At 72.2% G+C, this 21,062-nt stretch carries 28 protein-coding genes; 16 read left to right on the top strand and 12 right to left on the bottom strand.

From position 1 onward, the window contains the following. Positions 1 to 58: 58 nt before the first annotated feature. From pknB to TOK_RS06610, 4 genes are all read left to right on the top strand, one after another. On the top strand, positions 59 to 1,981 hold the full coding sequence (gene pknB, locus TOK_RS06625; protein WP_098956911.1) for a Stk1 family PASTA domain-containing Ser/Thr kinase: 1,923 nt from the start codon (positions 59 to 61) through the stop codon (positions 1,979 to 1,981). 1 nt (position 1,982) lies between these two features. Further along, on the top strand, positions 1,983 to 2,621 hold the full coding sequence (locus tag TOK_RS06620; RefSeq protein ID WP_098956910.1) for an aminodeoxychorismate/anthranilate synthase component II: 639 nt from the start codon (positions 1,983 to 1,985) through the stop codon (positions 2,619 to 2,621). Between the two features lie 151 nt (positions 2,622 to 2,772). After that, positions 2,773 to 3,036, top strand: coding sequence for a cell division protein CrgA (gene crgA, locus TOK_RS06615; RefSeq protein WP_098956909.1), 264 nt, complete (start codon positions 2,773 to 2,775; stop codon positions 3,034 to 3,036). A gap of 82 nt (positions 3,037 to 3,118) precedes the next feature. Further along, positions 3,119 to 3,589 carry a PH domain-containing protein gene (locus TOK_RS06610; RefSeq protein WP_098956956.1) on the top strand — a complete coding sequence of 157 codons (471 nt, stop codon included), beginning with the start codon at positions 3,119 to 3,121 and terminating at the stop codon, positions 3,587 to 3,589. Positions 3,590 to 3,624: 35 nt separating this feature from the next. Here the strand turns inward: TOK_RS06610 and TOK_RS06605 are convergent, their stop codons facing one another. Both TOK_RS06605 and TOK_RS06600 read right to left on the bottom strand, forming a co-directional pair. Continuing rightward, positions 3,625 to 4,497 carry a rhomboid family intramembrane serine protease gene (locus tag TOK_RS06605; RefSeq protein WP_098956908.1) on the bottom strand — a complete coding sequence of 291 codons (873 nt, stop codon included), beginning with the start codon at positions 4,495 to 4,497 and terminating at the stop codon, positions 3,625 to 3,627. 33 nt (positions 4,498 to 4,530) lie between these two features. Beyond that, positions 4,531 to 5,070, bottom strand: coding sequence for a peptidylprolyl isomerase (locus TOK_RS06600; RefSeq protein ID WP_098956907.1), 540 nt, complete (start codon positions 5,068 to 5,070; stop codon positions 4,531 to 4,533). 59 nt (positions 5,071 to 5,129) lie between these two features. Between TOK_RS06600 and TOK_RS06595 the strand changes: the two genes are divergently transcribed. Further along, the gene (locus tag TOK_RS06595; protein WP_141566285.1) at positions 5,130 to 5,555 is read left to right on the top strand and encodes a hypothetical protein; all 426 of its coding nucleotides are present in this window, start codon (positions 5,130 to 5,132) and stop codon (positions 5,553 to 5,555) included. Here TOK_RS06595 and TOK_RS06590 read toward each other — a convergent pair. Further along, the gene (locus tag TOK_RS06590) at positions 5,540 to 6,685 is read right to left on the bottom strand and encodes a S9 family peptidase (RefSeq protein ID WP_253258218.1); all 1,146 of its coding nucleotides are present in this window, start codon (positions 6,683 to 6,685) and stop codon (positions 5,540 to 5,542) included. The genes TOK_RS06595 and TOK_RS06590 overlap by 16 nt on opposite strands. Before the next feature lie 225 nt (positions 6,686 to 6,910). On the opposite strand from TOK_RS06590, the gene TOK_RS06585 reads away from it, so the two are divergent. From TOK_RS06585 to TOK_RS06575, 4 genes are all read left to right on the top strand, one after another. Then, complete coding sequence (locus TOK_RS06585) at positions 6,911 to 7,504, top strand: hypothetical protein (protein WP_098956905.1); 594 nt, start codon at positions 6,911 to 6,913, stop codon at positions 7,502 to 7,504. Between the two features lie 228 nt (positions 7,505 to 7,732). Then, on the top strand, positions 7,733 to 7,885 hold the full coding sequence (locus TOK_RS32405; protein WP_172457445.1) for a hypothetical protein: 153 nt from the start codon (positions 7,733 to 7,735) through the stop codon (positions 7,883 to 7,885). A gap of 106 nt (positions 7,886 to 7,991) precedes the next feature. Further along, positions 7,992 to 8,660, top strand: a complete 669-nt coding sequence (locus TOK_RS06580; protein WP_253258217.1) for an MT-A70 family methyltransferase — start codon at positions 7,992 to 7,994, stop codon at positions 8,658 to 8,660. Positions 8,661 to 8,708: 48 nt separating this feature from the next. Further along, positions 8,709 to 8,924 (top strand): helix-turn-helix domain-containing protein, encoded by a 216-nt coding sequence (locus TOK_RS06575; protein ID WP_098956904.1) that lies wholly within the window; start codon positions 8,709 to 8,711, stop codon positions 8,922 to 8,924. A 14-nt stretch (positions 8,925 to 8,938) separates the two neighbouring features. On the opposite strand, the gene TOK_RS06570 is transcribed toward TOK_RS06575, so the two are convergent. From TOK_RS06570 to TOK_RS06560, 3 genes are all read right to left on the bottom strand, one after another. Next, the gene (locus TOK_RS06570; protein WP_098956903.1) at positions 8,939 to 10,021 is read right to left on the bottom strand and encodes a zinc-binding dehydrogenase; all 1,083 of its coding nucleotides are present in this window, start codon (positions 10,019 to 10,021) and stop codon (positions 8,939 to 8,941) included. 69 nt (positions 10,022 to 10,090) lie between these two features. Further along, on the bottom strand, positions 10,091 to 10,531 hold the full coding sequence (locus TOK_RS06565; RefSeq protein ID WP_098956902.1) for a hypothetical protein: 441 nt from the start codon (positions 10,529 to 10,531) through the stop codon (positions 10,091 to 10,093). A 37-nt stretch (positions 10,532 to 10,568) separates the two neighbouring features. After that, positions 10,569 to 11,105 carry a MaoC family dehydratase gene (locus TOK_RS06560; RefSeq protein WP_253258216.1) on the bottom strand — a complete coding sequence of 179 codons (537 nt, stop codon included), beginning with the start codon at positions 11,103 to 11,105 and terminating at the stop codon, positions 10,569 to 10,571. Between the two features lie 127 nt (positions 11,106 to 11,232). Between TOK_RS06560 and TOK_RS06555 the strand changes: the two genes are divergently transcribed. Further along, entirely contained in the window at positions 11,233 to 12,000 is a 768-nt protein-coding gene (locus TOK_RS06555; protein ID WP_098956900.1) for a FadR/GntR family transcriptional regulator, read from the top strand. A 144-nt stretch (positions 12,001 to 12,144) separates the two neighbouring features. Beyond that, positions 12,145 to 12,696: a dihydrofolate reductase family protein gene (locus TOK_RS06550; protein ID WP_098956899.1), complete on the top strand. Its 552-nt coding sequence runs from the start codon at positions 12,145 to 12,147 to the stop codon at positions 12,694 to 12,696. A gap of 116 nt (positions 12,697 to 12,812) precedes the next feature. On the opposite strand, the gene TOK_RS06545 is transcribed toward TOK_RS06550, so the two are convergent. From TOK_RS06545 to TOK_RS06525, 5 genes are all read right to left on the bottom strand, one after another. After that, positions 12,813 to 13,073, bottom strand: a complete 261-nt coding sequence (locus TOK_RS06545; RefSeq protein WP_098956898.1) for a hypothetical protein — start codon at positions 13,071 to 13,073, stop codon at positions 12,813 to 12,815. 129 nt (positions 13,074 to 13,202) lie between these two features. Next, complete coding sequence (locus TOK_RS06540) at positions 13,203 to 13,808, bottom strand: trimeric intracellular cation channel family protein (RefSeq protein ID WP_141566284.1); 606 nt, start codon at positions 13,806 to 13,808, stop codon at positions 13,203 to 13,205. A gap of 283 nt (positions 13,809 to 14,091) precedes the next feature. Further along, entirely contained in the window at positions 14,092 to 15,378 is a 1,287-nt protein-coding gene (locus TOK_RS06535) for an RNA polymerase sigma factor (RefSeq protein ID WP_098956896.1), read from the bottom strand. Positions 15,379 to 15,417: 39 nt separating this feature from the next. Next, positions 15,418 to 15,837 (bottom strand): YciI family protein, encoded by a 420-nt coding sequence (locus tag TOK_RS06530; RefSeq protein ID WP_098956895.1) that lies wholly within the window; start codon positions 15,835 to 15,837, stop codon positions 15,418 to 15,420. 102 nt (positions 15,838 to 15,939) lie between these two features. Beyond that, on the bottom strand, positions 15,940 to 16,275 hold the full coding sequence (locus tag TOK_RS06525; RefSeq protein ID WP_098956894.1) for a VOC family protein: 336 nt from the start codon (positions 16,273 to 16,275) through the stop codon (positions 15,940 to 15,942). An 87-nt stretch (positions 16,276 to 16,362) separates the two neighbouring features. On the opposite strand from TOK_RS06525, the gene TOK_RS06520 reads away from it, so the two are divergent. Then, positions 16,363 to 17,715: a cation:proton antiporter gene (locus tag TOK_RS06520; protein WP_098956893.1), complete on the top strand. Its 1,353-nt coding sequence runs from the start codon at positions 16,363 to 16,365 to the stop codon at positions 17,713 to 17,715. Here the strand turns inward: TOK_RS06520 and TOK_RS06515 are convergent, their stop codons facing one another. Next, positions 17,716 to 18,285 carry a GNAT family N-acetyltransferase gene (locus TOK_RS06515; protein WP_216361875.1) on the bottom strand — a complete coding sequence of 190 codons (570 nt, stop codon included), beginning with the start codon at positions 18,283 to 18,285 and terminating at the stop codon, positions 17,716 to 17,718. Positions 18,286 to 18,410: 125 nt separating this feature from the next. Here TOK_RS06515 and TOK_RS06510 point away from each other — a divergent pair, with 125 nt between their 5' ends. The 4 genes from TOK_RS06510 to TOK_RS32400 all read left to right on the top strand — a co-directional run bounded on the left by TOK_RS06510 (position 18,411) and on the right by TOK_RS32400 (position 21,019). Beyond that, complete coding sequence (locus TOK_RS06510) at positions 18,411 to 19,097, top strand: phosphatase PAP2 family protein (protein WP_253258223.1); 687 nt, start codon at positions 18,411 to 18,413, stop codon at positions 19,095 to 19,097. Positions 19,098 to 19,237: 140 nt separating this feature from the next. Further along, positions 19,238 to 20,227: an acyl-CoA desaturase gene (locus tag TOK_RS06505; RefSeq protein WP_098956891.1), complete on the top strand. Its 990-nt coding sequence runs from the start codon at positions 19,238 to 19,240 to the stop codon at positions 20,225 to 20,227. Positions 20,228 to 20,342: 115 nt separating this feature from the next. Next, entirely contained in the window at positions 20,343 to 20,789 is a 447-nt protein-coding gene (locus TOK_RS06500; RefSeq protein ID WP_098956952.1) for a DUF5994 family protein, read from the top strand. A gap of 80 nt (positions 20,790 to 20,869) precedes the next feature. Next, positions 20,870 to 21,019, top strand: coding sequence for a DUF6307 family protein (locus tag TOK_RS32400; RefSeq protein ID WP_172457444.1), 150 nt, complete (start codon positions 20,870 to 20,872; stop codon positions 21,017 to 21,019). The last annotated feature ends 43 nt before the right edge of the window (positions 21,020 to 21,062 follow it).

Genomic DNA, 21,062 nt, shown 5'->3' with positions numbered 1-21,062 from the left:
GGACGGTCCGACCAGGCATGATGATCCGACCCTCGACACGACTCAGGAACCGGCACCGATGACCACCCCCCGCCTGCTGTCCGAGCGCTACGAGCTGGGCGACACGCTCGGCTATGGCGGCATGTCCGAGGTCCACCGCGGCCTGGACACCCGGCTGAGCCGGGACGTGGCCATCAAGGTCCTGCGTGCCGACCTCGCCCGTGACCCGCAGTTCCAGCTCCGGTTCCGCCGCGAGGCGCAGAACGCCGCGGCGCTCAACCACCCGGCGATCGTCGCGGTCTACGACACGGGTGAGACGGTCGGCGAGTTCGGTCCGCTGCCGTACATCGTCATGGAGTTCGTCGACGGGCAGACGCTGCGCGAGATCGTGAAGACGCAGGGGCCGATCCCGCAGGACCGGGTCGTCGACGTCATGGCGGACGTCTGCGCGGCGCTCGACTTCAGCCACCGGCACCAGATCATCCACCGCGACGTCAAGCCCGCCAACATCATGATCAACACCCAGGGCGCGGTGAAGGTCATGGACTTCGGCATCGCCCGTGCGCTGGGCGAGGGCCAGAACGTCACGCAGACCGCGGCCGTCATCGGCACGGCGCAGTACCTCTCCCCCGAGCAGGCGCGCGGTGAGGCCGTCGACGCGCGCAGCGACGTCTATGCCGCCGGCTGCGTGCTGTTCGAGCTGCTCACGGGCGACCCGCCGTTCACCGGCGACACCCCGGTCGCGGTGGCCTACCAGCACGTCCGTGAGGACCCGCGGCACCCGTCGCAGCTCAACCCCGACGTGCCGCCGGAGCTCGACGCGATCGTCCTCAAGGCGCTGAGCAAGAACCCGGTCAACCGCTACCAGTCGGCGGCGGAGATGCGGTCCGACCTGATCCGCGTGCGCAACGGGCAGCGCCCGCAGGCACCGCTGGTGATGAGCGACGACGAGCGCACCGCCATGCTGGCCTCCGAGGACGGCGCCACCCGCCGGATGAGCTCCGCGGGCGGCGGCCGGCACACGATCCCGCCGGGCACCGTCCCCGTGTGGCGCGACGAGGACGAGTCGGGCAGCGGCACCGGCCGCAAGGTCGCGATCGGTCTCGGGATCGCCGTGGTCCTCGGGCTGATCGTGTTCGTCGCGTTCCAGTTCTTCGGCAGCACGTCGGTCACACAGGTGGCGGTGCCCAACGTCGTCGGGCAACCGCAGGACACAGCACGCTCCGCGATCGTCGCGGCGGGGCTGCAGGTCAACATCCAGCAGGACGAGTCGAGCGTCGACCAGGTCAACAAGGTCGTCCGGACCGATCCGGCCGGTGGCACCCAGATCGACCAGAACAAGACCGTCACGCTGTTCATCGGAAAGGGTCCCGCGCAGGCCGCGGTCCCCCCGCTGGTGGGGCAGACGGTCGACCAGGCCCAGCAGCTGCTCACCGAACGTGGCCTGACCCTGGGCAAGCAGACCGACCAGGAGACGTCGGACTCGTCGATGGTCGGCAAGATCATCTCGTCCGACCCGCAGGCCGGTGCCAACGCGCCGGGCGGCAGCGCGGTCAACGTCGTCGTCGGCAAGGAGCCGTCGACGGTGTCGGTCCCCGACGTGACCGGCCAGAGCGCCGACGCCGCGACCACCGCACTCAAGCAGGCGGGCTTCCAGGTCAAGGTCTCCGGCGACACGGGCAACAACGCCACGGTCGCGAGCACAAACCCGTCGGCGGGCACGAAGGTCGCCAAGGGCACCACGGTGACGCTGACGATGAGCGGCAGCTCGAACGGCGGCCAGGTCCAGGTGCCGAACTTCGTCGGGATGGACCTGGTGACGGCGCAGGCCGCCGCCCAGCAGGCCGGCCTGACGCGGGTGAACCGGCAGAACGTCACTGTGACCGACGCGAGCCAGGTCGGCAAGATCGTCTCGCAGACACCTGCGGCGGGGTCGAGCGTCGACCCGGACGAACAGGTCGTCGTGGGAGTCGGCAGGCTCGGCGTCGGGGGCGGTAACTGAGGTGCGGGTCCTGGTCGTCGACAACTACGACAGCTTCGTCTACAACCTGGTGCAGTACCTCGCCCAGCTGGGCGCCGAGAACACGGTGCGCCGCAACGACGAGGTCGAGCTCGACGAGATCGACGACGTCGACGGCGTGCTGATCAGCCCGGGCCCCGGCATCCCCGAGGAGGCCGGGCGCAGCGTCGACGTGATCAAGGCGTGTGCCGAGCGCAACGTGCCGCTGCTGGGGGTCTGCCTGGGCCACCAGGCCATCGGGGTGGCGTGGGGCGGGGTGGTCGATCGGGCGCCGGAGCTGCTGCACGGCAAGACGTCGCTGGTGCACCACGACGGCGTCGGTGTGCTGCGCGACCTGCCGGACCCGTTCGTCGCGACGCGGTACCACTCGCTGTCGATCCGCCCGGAGACGCTCCCACCGGAGCTGGAGGTCACCGGCCGGACCGACGGTGGGGTGATCATGTCGCTGCGGCACCGTGACGCCCCGCTGGAGGGCGTGCAGTTCCACCCCGAGTCGGTGCTCACCGAGGGCGGGCACCGGCTGCTCGCCAACTGGATGAGCTCGGCCGGTCACCCGGTGCCCGAGCCGCTGGTCACCGAGCTGACGGCCGAGGTCGCGGCGCTGGGCGCCCAGCAGACCTGAGCGTCGCCCCTGCACGCCCGAGCGGCCCGGAACCGGTCACGAACAGGCCTCTGGAACGGGCGTTCGCGCACTCCAGGGGCCCTGCACGTTACGGTGGTGGCACGCCCGGGCGCGCCGTCCCGGACGCGCACAACCGTCTCGTGAGGTTCTGATGCCCAAGTCCAAGGTCCGGAAGAAGGCCACCACCGCCTACACGCCGCCGGCGCAGCGCTCGGCCGCGAAGGAGGCCGGTCCCACCAGCCCGGTCTACGTGGTCGTGATGCTCGGACTGATGGTCATCGGGCTGGCGTGGCTGGTCGTCAACTACATCGCGGGCGACAAGATCGCGCTCTTCGCCGCGCTGGGCTCCTGGAACTTCCTCATCGGGTTCTCACTCATCGTAGTCGGCTTGCTGATGACCATGAGATGGCGCTGACCTGCGGAAATACACGGTTGTAGGCAGTCCACACTGTGGATGAACGCTGTGGACAACCTCACAAGAACTACTCTTCGTGATCATGAGTGACGCCGAGTCCGCAGGTGACGACCTCGATCTGCCCGCCCGTTCGTGGAGCACCTCCGCGGGCCTGGTGGCGGTCTCATGGCTGTGCACGGTCGCGGCAGCAGGCTGGTTGGCCGTGTTGATCGTCACCCACGCGGACCCCACCGGTTCCCTTCTGGCCGCCGTCGCCACTCTCGGTCTCCTCGTGACATCGGTATGGAGCAGTCGGGCGCGGCCGCGGCTGGCCGTCGGACCGGAGGGCGTGGCCGTGCGCGGGTTGTGGCACCGCCGCCGCTATCCGTGGTCGGCGGTCACCGACGTGCGGGTGGTGCAGGCGCGCAGGCTCGGCCGCGAGACGTTCCTGCTGGGCGTCGACGTGCGCGACGAGACCGCGCTCGACGGGGAGCGGCTTCTCGTGTTCGGCCGGTTCGACCTGGGCGCCGACCCCGTCGACGTGGCCGCGACGGTCATGGCCGCCCGCCACTGACCACGCCCGGCCCGGACCGGCGCGAACCGGGTCGGTCAGACCGCCACGAACATGAGGATGATCGAGAGCACGGCGAGCGCGCCGAGGGCCCCGGCCTGGATGGCGACGCGGTTGCGGGCCGGCGCGTAGACGACGGCGGCAGTCGCGACGGCGCCGACCACCAGCCCGCCCACGTGCCCGATCAGCGAGACGCCCGGCAGCGTGATGCTGAGGACGATGTTGACCGCGATGACGACGACGACCTGCGTGGCGGGGATGCGCATCCGGCGCAGCACCACCGCGAGGCCGCCCATCAGCCCGAACACGGCACCGGACGCACCGGCGACCTGTGCGGTCGGGCCGTAGAACAGCAGGGCCGCGGCCGAGCCGCCGAGCAGCGCGACGACGTAGATCCCGAGCAGCCGGCCACGCCCGAGGAACACTTCCATGTCGCGGCCGATGACCCACAGCGCCAGCATGTTGAACAGCAGGTGCAGCGGGCCGAAGTGCAGGAAGCCCGCGGTGACGACGCGCCACCACTCGCCGCCCGCGACGGCCGCCGGGATGAGCGACCAGTCACGGAACAGCGGGGACGAGCTGTTCTGGTTGACGCTGCCGGACTGCACGACCGTCAGCAGGAACACAACGACGTTGACCGCGATCAGCGACGTCGTGACGACCGGGACGCGGGAGGCCCGCGCCGCCGGCCGGACGGTGCGCCGCGCGGCCGGGCGGCCCTCCGCGACACAGTCGACGCACTGGTAGCCGACCGATGCCTCCCGCAGGCACTCCGGACAGGCCGGCCGGTCGCAGCGGGCGCACCGCAGACCGGTGGCACGGTCGGGGTGCCGGACGCACACCGGGGGTGCGGGTGCGTTCGGCGGCGGCCCGTACCTGTCGGGGGGCTGTGGGCCGGCGGGGTCGGTCACGTCGCGCCTCTCCGACTGGTGGGTGAGCTGTTGCTAGGAGACCTCGATGGTCTGGATGACGATCGGGGTGAGCGGCCGGTCCGAGCGGTCGGTCGAGGTGCCCGCGATGGCGTCGACGATGGCGCGCGACTCGGCGTCGGCCACCTCGCCGAAGATCGTGTGGCGCCGGTTGAGGTGCGGCGTCGGGCCGACGGTGAGGAAGAACTGCGAGCCGTTGGTGCCCGGACCGGCGTTGGCCATGGCCAGCAGGTACGGCCGGTCGAACTGCAGCTCCGGGTGGAACTCGTCGCCGAACTGGTAGCCGGGGCCGCCGCGACCGGTGCCGGTCGGGTCACCGCCCTGGATCATGAATCCGCTGATCACGCGGTGGAAGACGGAGCCGTCGTAGAACGGTCCGCTGTCGCCACCGCTGGCGTTGGGCTGGCTGTAGTCCTTGGTGCCCGTCGCGAGACCGACGAAGTTGTCCACGGTCTTGGGAGCGTGGTCCGGGAACAGCGTGATCCGGATGTCGCCCTCGGACGTCCGCAGGGTCGCGGTCTGCTTCGAGTTGCCTGGGTCAGTCACATACCCCATCGTGCCAGCACCGGAAACGGACGCCCACGCGGGAAGCAGGTCGGTGGATGATGGCGAGCATGAGGACGACCAGGAATGCCCCGGATCACCTCGCCGCGATCGGCGGGTCCCTCGGCGAGCTCGCGTCGGACGCGGTCGCGGACGTGCGGGACCGCGTGGAGGTGGGGGGCGGCGCCGTCGCCGAGGGAGCGCGCCGGCTGGCGGAGGTGGCGGCCGAGGCGTTGACCGAGGTCCGGCAGGAGCTGGCCTCCCGGATCGAGCCGGAGCCGCCGTCCCGGAAGTGGCGCTGGTTCGTGGCCGGGGGCATCGCCGCGGCGGTCGCGGTGGGGCTGTGGGCGGTCCTGTCGCGGCGCCCGCAGCAGGTCGACGAGCCGGTCCGTGCGGTGCCGGGGACCCCCACGGCGGGCGGCGAGGGTGCGACGCAGGCCGCTCCGGCGACGCCGACACCGTCGGCGGCCGCCCGCAACGGTCACTCGTCGAGCTGACCGGCCTGCCCGGGTCCCAGCCGCCGTCGTAGGAACTCGACCACGGCCCGCTCGTAGCGCGCCGGGTCGGCGTTCCACGACGACGTGTGCTCGACGCCGGGCACCTCCAGCAGCTCGACGTCCCAGCCGATGGCCGGGGCCGCTTCGACGAGCATCCGGCTGGACGCGATCGGCACGGCGGTGTCGGGCGAGCTGTGCACGATGAACGTCGGCGGCCGGACGGCGGGCGGGCTCTCGCGCAGCGCGAACCGGTCGAAGTCGATCCCGATGCGGCGGCGGGTCCAGCCGGCGGCCACGGGGGTGAGCGCGGGCGGGAGCTTCCGGTTGCGGGCCTGCTGGCGCAGGGTGGCGCGCCAGTCGACAAGGGGGGCGTCCCACACGGCGGCCTCGATGCGTCCCGCCTCCGACGACCGGTCGAGGAAGGCGCCCGAGATCGCGGCGCCCATCGACCAGCAGAACAGCGCGACCCGCGACGCCCCACCGGCGACGAGGTGGCGGACCGCGGCCTCGAGGTCCTCCCACTCGGTGTCGCCGAGGTGGTAGTGGCCGTCGGGGCTGGGCGGGGCGACGTCGTCGTTGCGGTAGGAGATGACGAGCTGGGACCACCCGGCGCGGTGCAGCGCCGGCAGGATGCGGAGTGCTTCGCGGCGGGCGCCGCCGCGGCCGTGGACGTGGACGATCCAGGGAGCGCCGGGATCGGCGGCCGGGACCGACCATGCCGGGGCGGCTCCGAGCGGCGTCGGGATCGCGACCTCGGTGAACGCGAGTCCGCGGGCGCCGGGGTCGGGGTCGTAGGGCCCGGTGTCGACGACGGCGGCCGTGCCGGGCGGCGGGACCGGCCCCTCCTCGAGGGTCCGGACGACGCGGTCGCGCTCGGTGCGCAGCACGGGCCCCATGACGGCGAGGCCGTCGGCCCAGCGCAGGCCCCACACACCGGGCTGCTCGACGAGCCGTGACCGGCGCAGCGTCACGGTGCCGTCGCCGACGTCGAGGACCAGCTCGGGCAGCACGAGCCGCTGCCGGGTGTCGAGCAGGACGCTCGAGTAGAACCAGCCGACGCCGAGTACGCCGGCACCCAGTCCCGCGCCGACGCCGGCGATCCCGGCCCGCAGCCATCCGTTCCCCCGCACACCCAGATGATGGCGCAGTCGGACCCGAACGGTCTTGTGGATCTCCGAAGGTCAAGTCGCACACAGTCATCCGGATCGGTGAAAACGCTCCGACCTGCGCTTTCACTGCCACCGGAACGGGTGAAAACCAACTTGCCGGGACAACCGTATGCGCGGGGGTTCGTTGGGTGTGCAGATCACCGTCGCAAACGTCCGAGACCCCCCGATCGGAAGGATCCACCTGCGATGAGCAGCCTCGCTCGGCGCACCCTGCGCACCACCGTGACCGCCGCGGGCATCGCGGCGCTCGGTGCGGCCCTCGCTGCCCCGGCCTTCGCGGCCCCGGCGCTCCCGGCCCTCCCCGCGCTTCCCGGTGCCGACGCCCTCCCCGGCGCCGACGCTCTTCCCGCTCTCCCCGGCACCGACGCACTCCCCGGCGCCGACGCACTGCCGCCGGCCTTCTCGTTCGAGGCGCCGACCGTCGACACCTCGGCCGATGACGCCGACGCCGACTCGTCCGACGACGCTTCCTCCGACGACGTCGCCGTGAACAGCGCCCTCCCGGGCGTCCCGCAGCTCCCGCCGGTTCCGGGCACGGACGCGCTGTCGTCGCTGCCCGGCCCCGCCGACGCGCTGCCCGCGCTGCCGCCGCTCCCGACCGAGGCCCTTGCCCCGGTCGCGAACACGCAGGGCACCGGCCTCCCGGACCCGACGGCGATCAGCCCGGCTGACTTCGTGAACAGCAATGCGGTCGTCCCGGCCCCGCCGACGGTGGACCCGGCCCAGGTCGCCGCGCTGGCGTCCAACCCGACGCAGGTCCAGGGCCTCGGGGTCAGCTGACCCACGGTTCCACCGACGGCGCGTCCTGCCACCGGCCTCGACGAGGCGGCCTGTGGAGGGGCGCGCCGTTTCGCGTGTCGGCGTCCGAGCGATGAGTTCGGGCACTCCGGATCGACGGCGTCGTCCGCCACTCCGACCAGCGGGTCGCGGTGGCGGTCGGCGTGATGGAGCCGATCGCGGCCGCGCCGGCGCATCTCGACGCCCGCGGGCCGGCGCAACCTGCGGGTCGTGTCGTCGGCGGGCACGACGTTCAACCATGACCACCGGGCCGAGACGCCCGACGGCGCGCAGCAGCTGCCGATGCTCGACGTGTTGCGCCGCGACCCGCGGGACGGCGACGCGGCGGACGGCGCGACCCGGCACTTCTGGGCTCCGAGCTGATGTACGTCGTCGCCGCCGGAGATCCGGGAGCAGCTCGGCTCACTCGCACAGCGGCTCGCCGCGCTCGCATCCCCCGCCCGCTCCGGATCTCGGTGACAATCGAGCGGTGACGACCGTCGACGATCCCACCGCCGGCCGGCGTCGGGCCGCGCCGCTGCGCGTCGACACAGGCCCCGCCGCGATCGCCGCACTCCCGTCGGTCGGCGGCGGCTGGGCCACCGTCTACGCCGACCCGCCGTGGCGGTTCGCCAACCGCACCGGGAAGGTCGCGCCCGAGCACCGCCGCCTCGACCGCTACGACACGATGAGCACCGCCGACATCGAGACGCTCCCCGTCGTCGACGTCGTCGCCGACAACTCGCACCTTTACCTGTGGGTGCCCAACGCGCTGCTGCCCGACGGCCTCGCCGTGATGGAGGCGTGGGGCTACCGCTACGTGTCGAACATCGTGTGGGCCAAGCGGCGCAAGGACGGCGGCCCCGACGGGCGGGGCGTCGGGTTCTACTTCCGCAACGTCACCGAGCTGATCCTCTTCGGGGTGCGCGGCTCGCTGCGCACTCTCGACCCCGGCCGGCGGCAGGTCAACATGATCGAGACGCGCAAGCGGGAGCACTCCCGCAAGCCCGACGAGGCGTACGGGCTGATCGAGGACTGCTCCCCCGGCCCGTACCTGGAGCTGTTCGCCCGTTACCCGCGTCCGGGATGGACCGTCTGGGGCAACGAGTCGGACGCGGGGGTCACGCCACGCGGCCGTGTCTACCCGGCATACCGCTGACCTCGCCGAACACTGGATCCCCGCTCGTCACGGGAGGAAGATCCGCACATGGCCAAGACTCCGGACCTGAAGCGCGGCCAGCGCCTGTCGGACGCGCAGCGTTCGACGCTCGGCGCCGAGCTGCGAAAGCGGTACGAGACCGGCAAGAGCGTCCGTGAGCTGTGCGCCGAGACCGGCTACAGCATCGGCCGGGTCCGCCGGCTGCTCGAGGACGCCGGCGCCACCTACCGCCCGCGAGGCGGGGCAGGCCGCCGCCGGACCTGACCCCGCCCGCCACGTCAGGACGTCATGGTCAGAGCGGCGCGGTTGACCTTGCGCGCCTTGGAGTCCTCCAATGCCTGCGCGACGTCGTCGAGCGGGTAGGTCGCGTCGATGAGCTGGTCGAACGGCAGCTTGCCGACGTTGCGCGAGATGAAGTCCAGACCGCCCTTGAGGAACCGCTGGTGGTACCGGATGACCGGGTGGATCGTCACCGCGCGCCGCGTCATCGAGCCGATGTCGAGGGTGATCTCGACACCGGGCATGACGTTGCCGATCTCGATGTAGGTGGCGCCGGGGCGGACCATCTCGATGCCCTCGACCACCGCCGACCCGACTCCGGTGAGTTCCAGCGCCACGTCGGCGCCGCCGTCGGTGAGCTCCCGGACCCGCGCGATCCGGTCGGCGGCCTCGGGCGCGTCCTCGAAGGACACGGTCTCGTCGGCACCGAAGGCCTTCGCCGCGTCGAGGCGGCGCTGCACCGCGTCGACGACGATCACGCGTGCCCCGCGCTCCTTCGCCACCGCGACGCCCCACAGCCCGAGGCCACCCGCACCCTGGATGACGACAGTGTCCCCGGCCGTGACCTTCCCGCGGTCGATGCCGGCCGAGACCTGGGCGAGCGCGCAGTTGGCGCTCACGGCCGCGAGCGGGCTGACGTTCTCCGGCACCTTGAACACGTGCTGGAACCGTCCGACGTAGTAGTGCGTGCCGAAGGTCCCGGTGAAGTGCGGGAAGTCGTCGGGCGAGGCGATCCAGTGGTTGTAGGAGTTCTCGCACAGGTGCGTCCGGCCGGCCCGGCACTGCCGGCAGTGCTGGCAGAACGCGAAGTAGACGACGGACACGAGGTCGCCGGGGTGCAGCTCGGCCCCGGCGGAGTCGGTCGGCCGCGTCGACGGGTCGACGACGCGCCCGATCACCTCGTGGCCCAGCACGATCGACTTGAGGGGGTGCTTGTCGGCGAACATGTGAACGTCCGAGCCGCACACGCCGGCCGCGACGGTCTCGAGGAGCAGGGCGCCCTGTTCGGGCGTGGGCAGGTCGTACTCGCGGAGCTCGACGCTCCCGGGTTTCGGCATGTAGGCCAGACGTCCCGTGGTCATGCGTCACGTCCTTTCCGGTCGTGGCCGACGTCGTCGTCGGCCGGGACACCTCAGCTGTTGTCGCTCAGCTCACGCAAGAGTGCGTCGCGGGCGGCCCGCTCGCCGGGTGAGGCGGGCCAGTCGTGGGTGACCGACCGGAACGGCGGCCAGTTGTCCGCCTCGGTCGGCCGCTCGACCTTCAGCGAGGTCGGGCACTTCTGGCACGTCGTCGCGATGCGCGGCCCGAGGTGGTTGGCGATCGGGTAGCGCCTGATGTCGTCGCTGCCGCAGTTCGGGCAGGTCAGACAGGCCCTCGGTCGCGGTCTCGTCGACCTCCAGGGTCTGCGGGTCGATCACGACGCCGTAGGCCCTGCGCGCGAAGTCGACCGAGATGCGCTCGTTCCACACGTCGTTCCAGCACGGTTTGCCGAGGTAGGGGTTGATGCTCTCGACGGTGCCGCACTCCTTCGCCGGGACTCGCTCCCCGTCGATGTAGAGCAGCTCCTCGACCAGCTCACCGGTGGCGGTCATCGTCGATCTCCCTCTCGGCGTCGAAGTCGGGGCCGGCCTACGACCGGGGTTCGGCCCGAATCAAGGGCATCGGTTCCTCGGCGGTCGGGAACCGGGACGCGCCACGGGCCGCGCCCTTCTTGTGCACGTAGAACGTCCGCTCGAACGAGCAGACGACGGCGCCGTCCTGGTTGAGCGTGCGGGTGTAGACCTCGACGATCCCGGCATCGGGTCGTGACGCCGACTCCCGCGCCGCGACGACCTGCGACTCCGACCAGAGGGTGTCACCGGCGAAGACCGGGTGGCTGAACTTCACGGCGTCGAGGCCGAGGTTCGCGAAGGCGTTCTGGGTCAGGTCGGTGACGCTCTGTCCGATGGCGATGGCGAGCGTCAGCGTGGAGACCACCAGCCGCTGTCCGAACTCCGAGCCCTCGCCGACCTGCGCGTTGAAATGGGCCTGGTTCGTGTTCATCGTCAGCAGCGTGAACCAGGTGTTGTCGGCGGTCTCGACGGTGCGCCCCAGCGGATGCCGGTAGACGTCGCCGATCTCGAAGTCCTCGTAGAACCGGCCCTGCCACCCTGCCCTGACCGTCACCCTCGCGCCCCGTCCCACACCCTTGTCGTCGGCCCACGCTCGGCAATCGACGCTAAACGTCTGACTTTTGTTCGTCAACACTCGTGCATGAGTTCGCTCGACCGGGGGTCGGCTAGCGTCTGTGCCCATGTCCGCGCCGGGGAGCAGGCGGCTCGAGTACGAACGGGTCGCCGACGAGCTCCGCACGATGATCGTCACGGGCGAGCTCCGCCCGGGTGACCGGCTGCCGTCCGAGGGCGAGCTGACCGAGCGGATGGCCGTCAGCCGCGGCACGCTGCGGGAGGCGCTGCGCGTGCTGTCGACGCAGAAGCTGCTGACGTCGGCGCGAGGGGTGGGTGGCGGGACCTTCGTCGCCGAACCGTCGACCGATGACGTCGCCGACTACCTGCAGACCTCGATCAGCCTGCTGTCGCGCAGCCGGCTCTCCGTCGGTCAGCTGCTGCAGGTACGCACGATGATCGAGGTCCCGGGCGCGGGCCTGGCGGCGCGGCACCGCAGCGAGGCCGATCTCGACCGGCTCGCCGCGACCGTCGTCGTGGCCGGCGACGCCGCCGACGGCAAGGAGGTCGACTGGTCGACCAACAGCCGGTTCCACGTCCTGCTGCTGCAGGCGACCGAGAACCCGCTGCTCGAGGTCGTCGCCCGGCCCATCTTCACCGTGATGCGCGACCGGTTCCTGCGCGACCGCGCGGGCGCGGACTTCTGGCGCCGCGTCGCCGACGAGCACGCCGAGATCCTCGAGCACGTCCGCGACGGCAACCCCGCCGCCGCGAGCCGGGCCATGCGGGTGCACCTCACCGCGCTGCGCGACACCTACACCCGGATCGACGTGTCGGACCTCGACGCGATCGCCGGCGACGGGATCTACGGCGACGGGATCTACGGCGACGACTGACGCGATGGACACATGAAACATCGAACCTTTGATCGAGTTCCGGGCAGGCTTCGCGACGGCCGATGAGTTCGCCGGCCGGCCACGGTCTCCCCTGACGACACACTTCGCCCCCCGACGGCATCAGAGAGACGAAGGAGCACTCCCATGGGCGCCATCAAGGTCCACGAGTTCATCACCCTCGACGGCTGCATCGGTGCTCCGATGTGGACGTTCGAGTACCCGTTCACCGACGAGATGATGGCCTCGCTCGCCGCGATCACCGGCAGCGCGAGCGCGATCCTGCTCGGCCGCACGACCTGGGTCGAGATGGGCCCGGCGTGGTCGGCCCGCAGCGACGCCGACGACCCCGGCGTCCCGTTCTTCAACAACTCGCCGAAGCACGTCGTGTCCGGGTCGCTGACCAGCAGCGAGGGCTGGGACAACTCACACCTGATCGGCGCATACGACGTCGACACGCTGCGGGGCCTGAAGGCCGATACCGACGGCGACATCTACGTCAGCGGCAGCGGCACGTTGGTGCGGGCCATGCTCGCCGACGGGCTCGTCGACGAGCTGCACCTGTTCGTCTACCCGGTTGCGCTGGGCACCGGCCCGAAGCTGTTCCCGGAGGGCACCGAGAACGCGCTGAACCTGCTCGGGTGCGAGGCGTACACCAACCAGGTCGTGCACCTGACCTACGGCCCGCGCAGCGCCTGACCTGCACGCACAGCGACGCGCATGGTGGATGTCTCCCCCGCCGGGTCCCTCCCGGTGACCGGCACCCCCCACGGATGCCCGACCACCGGTCCGTCCCAGCACCCGAACCGTGTCGCTCAGTTGTAGACGTAGTCGTCCTTGCCGCCGCAACCGCTGTCCCACTTGTCGTTGCAGTCCTCGTACCTGCCGTACTTGTCGTCGCAGTCGTCGTACTTGCTGTACTTGTCGTCGCAGTCGTTCCACTCGCCCTTGCCGCTGCCGTAGCCGCCGCCCCACTTGTCGTCGCCCCACTTGTCGTTCGTGCCGCCGTAGCCGCCGTCCCACTTGTCGTTGTCGTAGTCGTCGCGGGACTTGGAGGGGCAGGTGCTCTTGAACATGTCGGGGGCTCCTTCTCGGTTTGTGTCGTTCCTTCGCTGAGAAGAACTTTGCCCGTTTGCTGCCACGACGTGGATCGAGCAGACCCCCGGACCCGAGGGTGCAGACCCCACTCCTGCGGAGGGGTGCGGTCAGCCGGTCATCGCCGGGAGCCGCCAGCCCAGGTACGTCGCGACCAGCGACAGGACCGCGCACGTCACGACGCCCGACACGGCCGCCAGTGGGCGCGGCGCCCGGCATCGCAGCGCCACGACGGTGACGGTCGCGCCGGCAGCCGTGGCGACCGCGCTGACGTCGTGGTGCAGCGCCACCGGGACCGCACCGGTCATCATGTCGCGGATGACGCCCCCACCGACGGCGCTCACCGTCCCGAGGAGCACGGCACCGAGGGTCGACATGTGCCGGTCGAGCGCGATCACCGCCCCGGTGACGCACAGCAGGCCGAGCGCCGCGGCGTCGAACGGTGCCCGGGTGTCGGGCAGCAGCACCGCCAGCGGCTCGTGGGCGAACGCAGCGACCAGCCCGCCGGCCAGGGCGGTCGCCGGGTAGACGACGGACCCCAGCGCGGCCGGCGGGTGCCGCTGCACGACGAGGTCGCGGACCAGGCCGCCGCCCAGCGACGACACGAACGCGACGGCGAGGACGCCGACCAGGCCGAACCCGGCCGCGACGGCCATCACCCCGCCCTCGACGGCCAGCAGCAGCACGGCCGCGAGGTCGCACCCGACCAGCCACACCGGGCGGTCCCGGACGGCGCGGTCCCGGACGGCGCGGTCCCCGACAGCACCGTCCCGGACAGTGCGGTCCCCGGCAGCGCGGTGCCCGGCAGCACCGTTCCGCAAAGGGCGGTCGTCGCGGCGCGGGAGCGGGGCCGGAGAGCGCAGGGTCGAGGTGATCATGGCGGGTCTCCCGGTCGGATCGGTTGCGTCGACCCTCTCCCGGCGACAGCCCGGACACGGTCGGGCGGCCGGCCGATGCCCGGGACGACCCCTGGGTCGGCCGACCGGGGGACGCGTCCCGTCAGCCCAGGTCGGCGAGCTTGCGTTGCAGCACCGCACGCTCCCGCTCGTTGCCGCACGATGCCACCGCGCGCACGAGCTCTGCGCGCGCCTCGCCGGTGCGCCGGAGGCGGATGAGCAGCTCGCCGCGGACCGTCGGCAGCAGGTGGGAGCCGTCCAGCGCACCGCCCGCGGCGAGGTCGTCGACGATCCGCAGCGCGACGGCGGGACCCTGCGCCATCGACACCGCCACCGCCCGGTTGAGCTCGACGACCGGTGACGGCGCGAGCCGCCCGAGCGCTTCGTAGAGCACGACGACGCGGTCCCAGTCGGTGGCCGTGACGGATCCGGCGACGGCGTGGCACTCCGCGATCGCCGCCTGTACCCCGTAGGCGCCGAGCCCCTTCCCGACCTGCCCGGCCCGGGCCAGCGCCGCCCGGCCACGGCGGATCGCCGACCGGTCCCACCGTCGGCGGTCCTGGTCGGCGAGCAGCACCGGCTCGCCGTCGGGACCGGTGCGGGCGGGGAACCGTGCCGCCGTCAGCTCCAGCAGAGCCAGCAGGCCGTGCACCTCCGGCTCGGCGGGCACGAGCCGCGCCAGCACCCGGGTGAGGCGCTGGGCCTCGGCGGCGAGGTCGAGCCGGATGAGGTCGTCACCTGAGCTGGCCGACGAACCCTCGGTGAAGATCAGGTAGACGACGCTGAGCACCGACCCCAGCCGAGCTCGGCGCTCGTCGGCGCCCGGGACCTCGAAAGGAACCCGCGTCGCCCCGAGCGTCTTCTTGGCCCGGGTGATGCGGGCCTGCACGGTCGCCGTCGGCACCAGGAACGCCTTGGCGATCTCGTCGCTGGTCAGCCCGGCCACCACCCGCAGGGTCAGCGCGACCTGCGCCTCCCGCGACAGCACCGGATGGCAGGAGACGAACATGAGCGCGAGGACGTCGTCGTCGATCTGGTCGGGGTCCCACAGCATGTCGTCGGCCTCCCCGGCCGGGTCGGTGGGCTCGCCGCCGGTGACGACGCCGCCCTCGCCGAGGCCGTGTGCGAGGGCTGCGTAGCGCTCGTCGCGGGCCGAGCGGCGGCGGAACGCGTCGATCGCGCGGCGCCGGCCCGTCGTCAGGAGCCAGCCCGCCGGGTTGCGGGGCACCCCGTCGCGCGGCCAGGAGACGAGCGCCTCGGCCAGGGCCTCCTGCGCGAGGTCCTCGGCCAGCGCGAAGTCGCCGGTGTACCGGGTGAGCGCACCGACGATCCGCGCCGACTCGATCCGCCAGACCGCCGTGACGGCCTGGCGGCCCGTGGGGTCAGCCATCCGGTTCGACCCCGGAGACGATCTCGGCGGCCGGCCCGGTCAGCGCTGGCCGGTGGCCTCGCGCCACGCCTTCTCCTTCTGGATCCACTCGTTGTCCTGCGGGAACTCGTCGATCGACGTCACGCGCCGGATCTCGGTCTTGACGCCCGGGCCCTGCATGGGGGCGCGCGTGGCCCATTCCACGGCCTCCTCCTTGGAGGCGACGTCGACGATCCAGAAGCCGCCGAACAGCTCCTTGGTCTCTCCGTAGGGGCCGTCGGTGACGACCGGCGGCTGCGACGAGTAGTCGACGACGACGCCCTGCGCCGCGTCGTCCAGACCCTCGGCGGCCACGAGGACCCCGGCGCGGATCATCTCGTCGTTGTAGCGGCCCATCGTCGCGATGATCTCGTCGAAGTCGATGTCGCCCATGGCGGCCCAGGACTCGTCGGTGGCCCGCATGATCAGCATGTACTTCACGGTGGTTCTCCCTGTTCGTCGGGTCCCGTCCGGACCCTCGCACCCACAGGTCGAACGGCGCCGACCCGGATCGACAACCACCCGGAAAATCCTGCGACGACGTCAGACCGGTCCGCCGCCGACGCCGATCTCGTTGCCGTCCGGGTCGCGGTAGACCACCTTGCGGACGTCGTTACCGTAGGTCTCCCGTGAGTCCGGCTCGACCCCCCGGCCCGCGGCCGCCTCGACGAACCCGTCCAGGTCGTCGACGAACAGGGTCACGATCGCGTGGCCCGCGGCGTCGGCCCGGACCACGACGTAGACGTGCCGGTGCTCGGCGATCGTCCACACGTGCTCGGTGTCGTTGGGCTCGAACGTCTCCACCTCGCCCAGCAACCGGTCGAACCAGGCGACGGCGAGCCCCAGATCGCTGACGGCGACCCCGGCGAACAGGTCCACGGGCCCCCTCCCCCTAACACCGGCGTGTCGTTGTGCGACCTCCAGGTGGCCACCCAGGATGACCCAGGGCCCCGACAGGAGGACGCAGTGCTCGCGCTCGTCATCATCATGCTGATCCTGCTGGCGTGGTCGCTCATCGCCGGCCGCCTCGCCCGGATCAGCGTGACGATGCCGCTCGCGCTGCTCGTCGCCGGCATGCTGCTCACCGCCGGCTCCGACCCGATCTTCACCTTCGTGATCGACTTCGAGTCCGGCGAGCACATCGTCGAGGCCATCCTGGCGATCCTGTTGTTCGTCGACGCCACGGAGGTCCCCGGCGGGCTCCTCGGCCGCGAACCGCGCATCACGCTGCGGCTGCTGCTCATCGCGCTGCCGCTGTCGCTGATCCTCGCGTGGGTGGCCGGGTTCGTGCTGCTCGGTGGGGCCGGCCTGTGGCTGCTCGCCGTGCTGGCGACGATCGTCATCCCCGTCGACCTCGCCCCCGCCACCGCGTTCATCCGCGACCGCCGGGTCCCCGAACGGCTACGCCGGCTGATCAACGTCGAGAGCGGCCTCAACGACGGCCTCGTCGCGCCGATCTTCCTGATCGCCATCGCCGGGGCATCCGCCGCCGGGGAGGAGAGCGTCGTCGACGCCGCGGCCGGCGCCGTCCCGTCCCTCGCCGTCGCGATCGTCGTCGGCGCGGTCGTCGGGGCGCTGGCGGCGCGCGTGCTCGGGAAGGCCCTCGACGCCGGCTGGACCCAGCCGATCGCGCTGCGGATCGGGGTGTTCGCACTGCCCCTGCTCGCCTACGGCGCCGCGATCGAGCTGGGCGGCAACGGGTTCGTCGCCGCATTCGTCGCCGGGGTGTTCTTCGAACCCGCGGCGCGCCGGCTGCCGAAGGGCACCCTGAACCTCGTCGAGGACATCGGCGAGATGCTCTCCCTCGCGCTGTGGTTCATCTTCGGCGCGATCGTCAACCAGACGATGGCCCGCGGCTCGATCACCTGGCAGGTCATCGTCTACGCGCTGCTCGCGCTGACCGTCGTGCGGGTGCTGCCGGTCGCGGTGTCGCTCGTCGGCACCGACGTCCCGACCCGCGACCGGCTCACGATCGGCTGGGTCGGGCCGCGCGGGATCGCGACGCTGGTCTTCGGGATGCTCGCCGTCGTCCAGCTGCCGGGGCCGGAGAAGGACCTCGTGCTCGCGGTCACGGTCGTCGTCATCGTGGCGAGCATCGTGATCCACGGCCTCTCGACGGGCATCGTGATCCGGCTGTACGGCCGGTCGGCGACGGTCACCGGCCCGGACGTGCCGACCCCCACCGAGACCTCGCCCACGGAGACCTCGCCCACGGAGACCTCGCCCGCCGAGACCTCGCCCGCCGAGACCTCGCCCGCCGAGACCTCGCCCGCCGAGACCGACCCCGACGGCGCTCCGGGAGGCGGGTCGGACAGGTGATCACCGTCCGCGGGCCCACTCGTCGGCCAGCAGCGCGTAGGTCATCCCGTCGAGCCACCTGCCGTCGCGGTGCAGCGAGTCGGCCCGGGAGTACTGCTCGCGGCGCATCCCGAGCCGTTCCATGAGCCGCCACGACGGCTCGTTGGCGGCGAAGCAGATCGCGAAGACCCGCCGCACCCCCAGCCCCTCGAAGCAGATCCGCAGCAGCTCACGCGCGGCCTCCGTGGCGAGGCCCTGCCCGCCGGACCGGGGGTCGAGCGCCCAGCCGATCTCCGCCTCCGCGGCCACCGCCCGCTCCTTGACCTCGTGCTGCGCCCACGCGTCCTGCACGCGGACGAACAGGTCGCCGACGACGGCGCCGTCGCGCTCGACGACGATCGCCGTCGGCAGCCGCTCCGCGAACCGCACCCGCCACGCCCCGGGATCGCGCGGGAGCCGTGTCAGCCACTGCCCGACCTCGTCGAGGGTCCGGTAGGCGAAGACGGCCGCGGCGTCGTCGACCGTGGCCGGCCGCAGCGACAGGCGTTCGGTCGTCACCGGCCAGGACAGTTCCGCGATGGTGCGTCCCACGCCCGCATTCTGGCCGACGCCGCCGGCCTCACGTGTCGGCGGACGCCGGTACTTCTTGCGCGGCGTTGGCCTTCGCCTGGGCCGCTGCTTCCCGGCCGCTCCCTACCGTGGTGACCGTGATCGTCATGTCCGCGCAGGCCCCACCGTCCACGACCGGCACCCCGCTGCTGCCGACGGGCCTGCGGCGTCCCGCCGCCGTCGCCACCGCCCTGTGCGCGGCCCTGCTCGTCACCCTCGCCGTGCTGGTCGACCACACCGCCGTGCCGACGTCGTTCGACGCGTGGGTCCAGCAGTCGGTCGCGGGCCACCGCGTGCTGCGGGGGCGGTGGCCGAACCTGGCGGTCGCCGCGGGCGAGCCGATCACGGTGATCGCCGTCGCGGTCGTGGCGGCCGCCTGGTGCGCCCGGCGGCGGCAGTGGCGCCTCGCGGTGCTGGCAGTGTCGGGACCGGGCCTCACGGGGCTGGCCGAGACGGTGCTGAAGCCGCTGGTCGGGCGCACGATCCCGACCGGGGAGCTCGCGTTCCCGAGTGGCCACACGGCCGGGGCGACCGCCATGGCGCTGACGCTCACGTTCGTCGTCGCCGGGATGGTGCGGCAGCGGCGGGAGCTGGTGGTGGGTGCCGGAGCACTGGTGACGGTCGTCGTCGCCGGAGTCGTCGCGGTGGGGCTCGTCGCGGAGCACGCGCACTACCCGACCGACACGATCGGCGGCTTCTGCCTGGCCGTGGTGGTCACACTGACGGCGGCGTACGCCGTCGACCACGTGCGGAGACCGGTGACACAAGGGGTCGGGCGACACACGGATGACTGAGACGCCGGGTTCCGGGGTAATACTGGAGAGGCATGCGCAGGCCCTTTTCCGGCCCGCGCCGAGCCATCCGCTCCGGACCACGGCGGAATCACCGCCGCGACGCATCAGCGTCATGGTCCCGTTGAGCGAAACGAGTGTGCATGACCCTCAGCCCGTCGATGCCCGCCCCGTCCCGGACGGACGCGGCCGACCCGCCGCCGGACGTCCCGATCGACCGGGCGCCGGTCAAGCCCGTCCTCGCCCCTCCGCGGCCGCGCGCCGAGGCGGTGCTGGTCTACGGGTTCACCCTGATCCCGATGCTCGCCCTGTTCGCGGCCGTACCGCTCGCGTGGGGCTGGGGGCTGTCCTGGCTCGACGTCGGCCTCGCCATCGGCTTCTACTTCCTCTCCGGCCTCGGCGTGACGGCAGGGTTCCACCGCTACTTCACGCATCGGGCCTTCAAGGCCAACCGCGCGTTGCGGAACGGGCTGGCCGTCGCCGGCAGCCTGTCGATGCAGGGCGACGTGATCACGTGGGTGGCCGACCACCGTCGTCACCACGCGTTCACCGACAAGGAGGGCGACCCGCACTCCCCGTGGCTCTTCGGCACCACCCCGGCCGCGCTCGCGAAGGGCTTCTTCCACGCGCACCTCGGGTGGCTGTTCGGCCGTGACCGCACCAATGCCGACCGGTTCACCCCCGACCTGGTCGCCGACCGGGACATCGCCCTCATCAGCCGGCTGTTCCCGCTGCTGACGGTCGTCACCCTGCTCGGCCCGGCGCTCATCGGCGGACTCGTCACCATGTCCTGGTGGGGCGCCCTCACCGCGTTCTTCTGGGCCGGCCTCGTCCGGGTCGCGTTGCTGCACCACGTGACGTGGTCGATCAACTCGATCTGCCACATGGTCGGCGACCGCCCGTGGGACGCGCCGGGCAGGGCCACCAACGTGTGGCCGCTGGCCGTCCTGTCCATGGGCGAGTCGTGGCACAACCTCCACCACGCCGACCCGACGTGCGCCCGTCACGGCATCGGTCGCGGCCAGGTCGACATGACCGCCCGGCTCATCTGGGTGTTCGAGAAGCTCGGCTGGGCGGACGCCGTGCGCTGGCCGACCCCTCGCCGCGTCGCGCGCCTCACCGCCCGCAGCTGATTCGCGGAGTACCGTCGGTGGTGCCGAGAGCATGCTGCATGTGGCGGTCTGGCCCACGTCGTCCTCGGTGACATCCGACACCGGTCGCGAGAGCACCGGGAACGGGAGCCCCGACATGTCGTCGGCATCCATCTCACCCACCGTCAGGCCCGCGTCGGCCCGGCCCGAGTCGCCACGCGTCGAGCTCAAGGACCTGGCCGCGAACCACACCGGCCAGGTGGACGGCGCGTGGTGGCCCCGTTCCGACGACCTCGCCGACGAGCTGCGGAGCCTGCTGCCGGTACTGGCCGACCAGCTCGGTCCGGTGGAACGGGTCAGCTACCACCTCGGTGACTGGAGCACGACCGCCCGCAGCGTCGTCGTCGACGGCTCCGTCGTGCGCGCCGGCGGCTACACCCATCAACCGACGCGGACCATCGACGTCGCCACCCGGCGTCACCGCATCACGCTGCTCGTCCTGCCGGTCGACGAGTCCGCCGACCGTGCCGCCGCCGTGATGACCGCGGCCGCGCGGCCCGCGAACGCGGACACCGTCGCGGACCTCCTGTCCGTCCACTCCTGACCCCGGCCGCCGGCCGCCGGCTCCATCCCGAGCCGACCCCGGCCCGCCACCTCGGCGGGCCACGACCACGAAGAGGCCACATGAGCGCCATGTCCGAGTACCGCACCCCCTACGAGCAGCGGATCGACCTCGTCACCGCCGTCGTGACGGCCAACCCGTCGCTCCCGGCCGGCGAGCTGGCCACCGCGATCCTCTACGCCCTGGACCACATCCCGGAGAAGGTGCGCTGACCCCCTCCCACCGAGTGTGACGCGATGGTGGGCCCGGTCGCGG

Source organism: Pseudonocardia sp. N23, assembly GCF_002583555.1.
Classification (GTDB): domain Bacteria; phylum Actinomycetota; class Actinomycetes; order Mycobacteriales; family Pseudonocardiaceae; genus Pseudonocardia.
The sequence above is the reverse complement of the archived record's forward strand: the minus strand, read 5'-3'. Positions and strand labels throughout refer to the sequence as shown.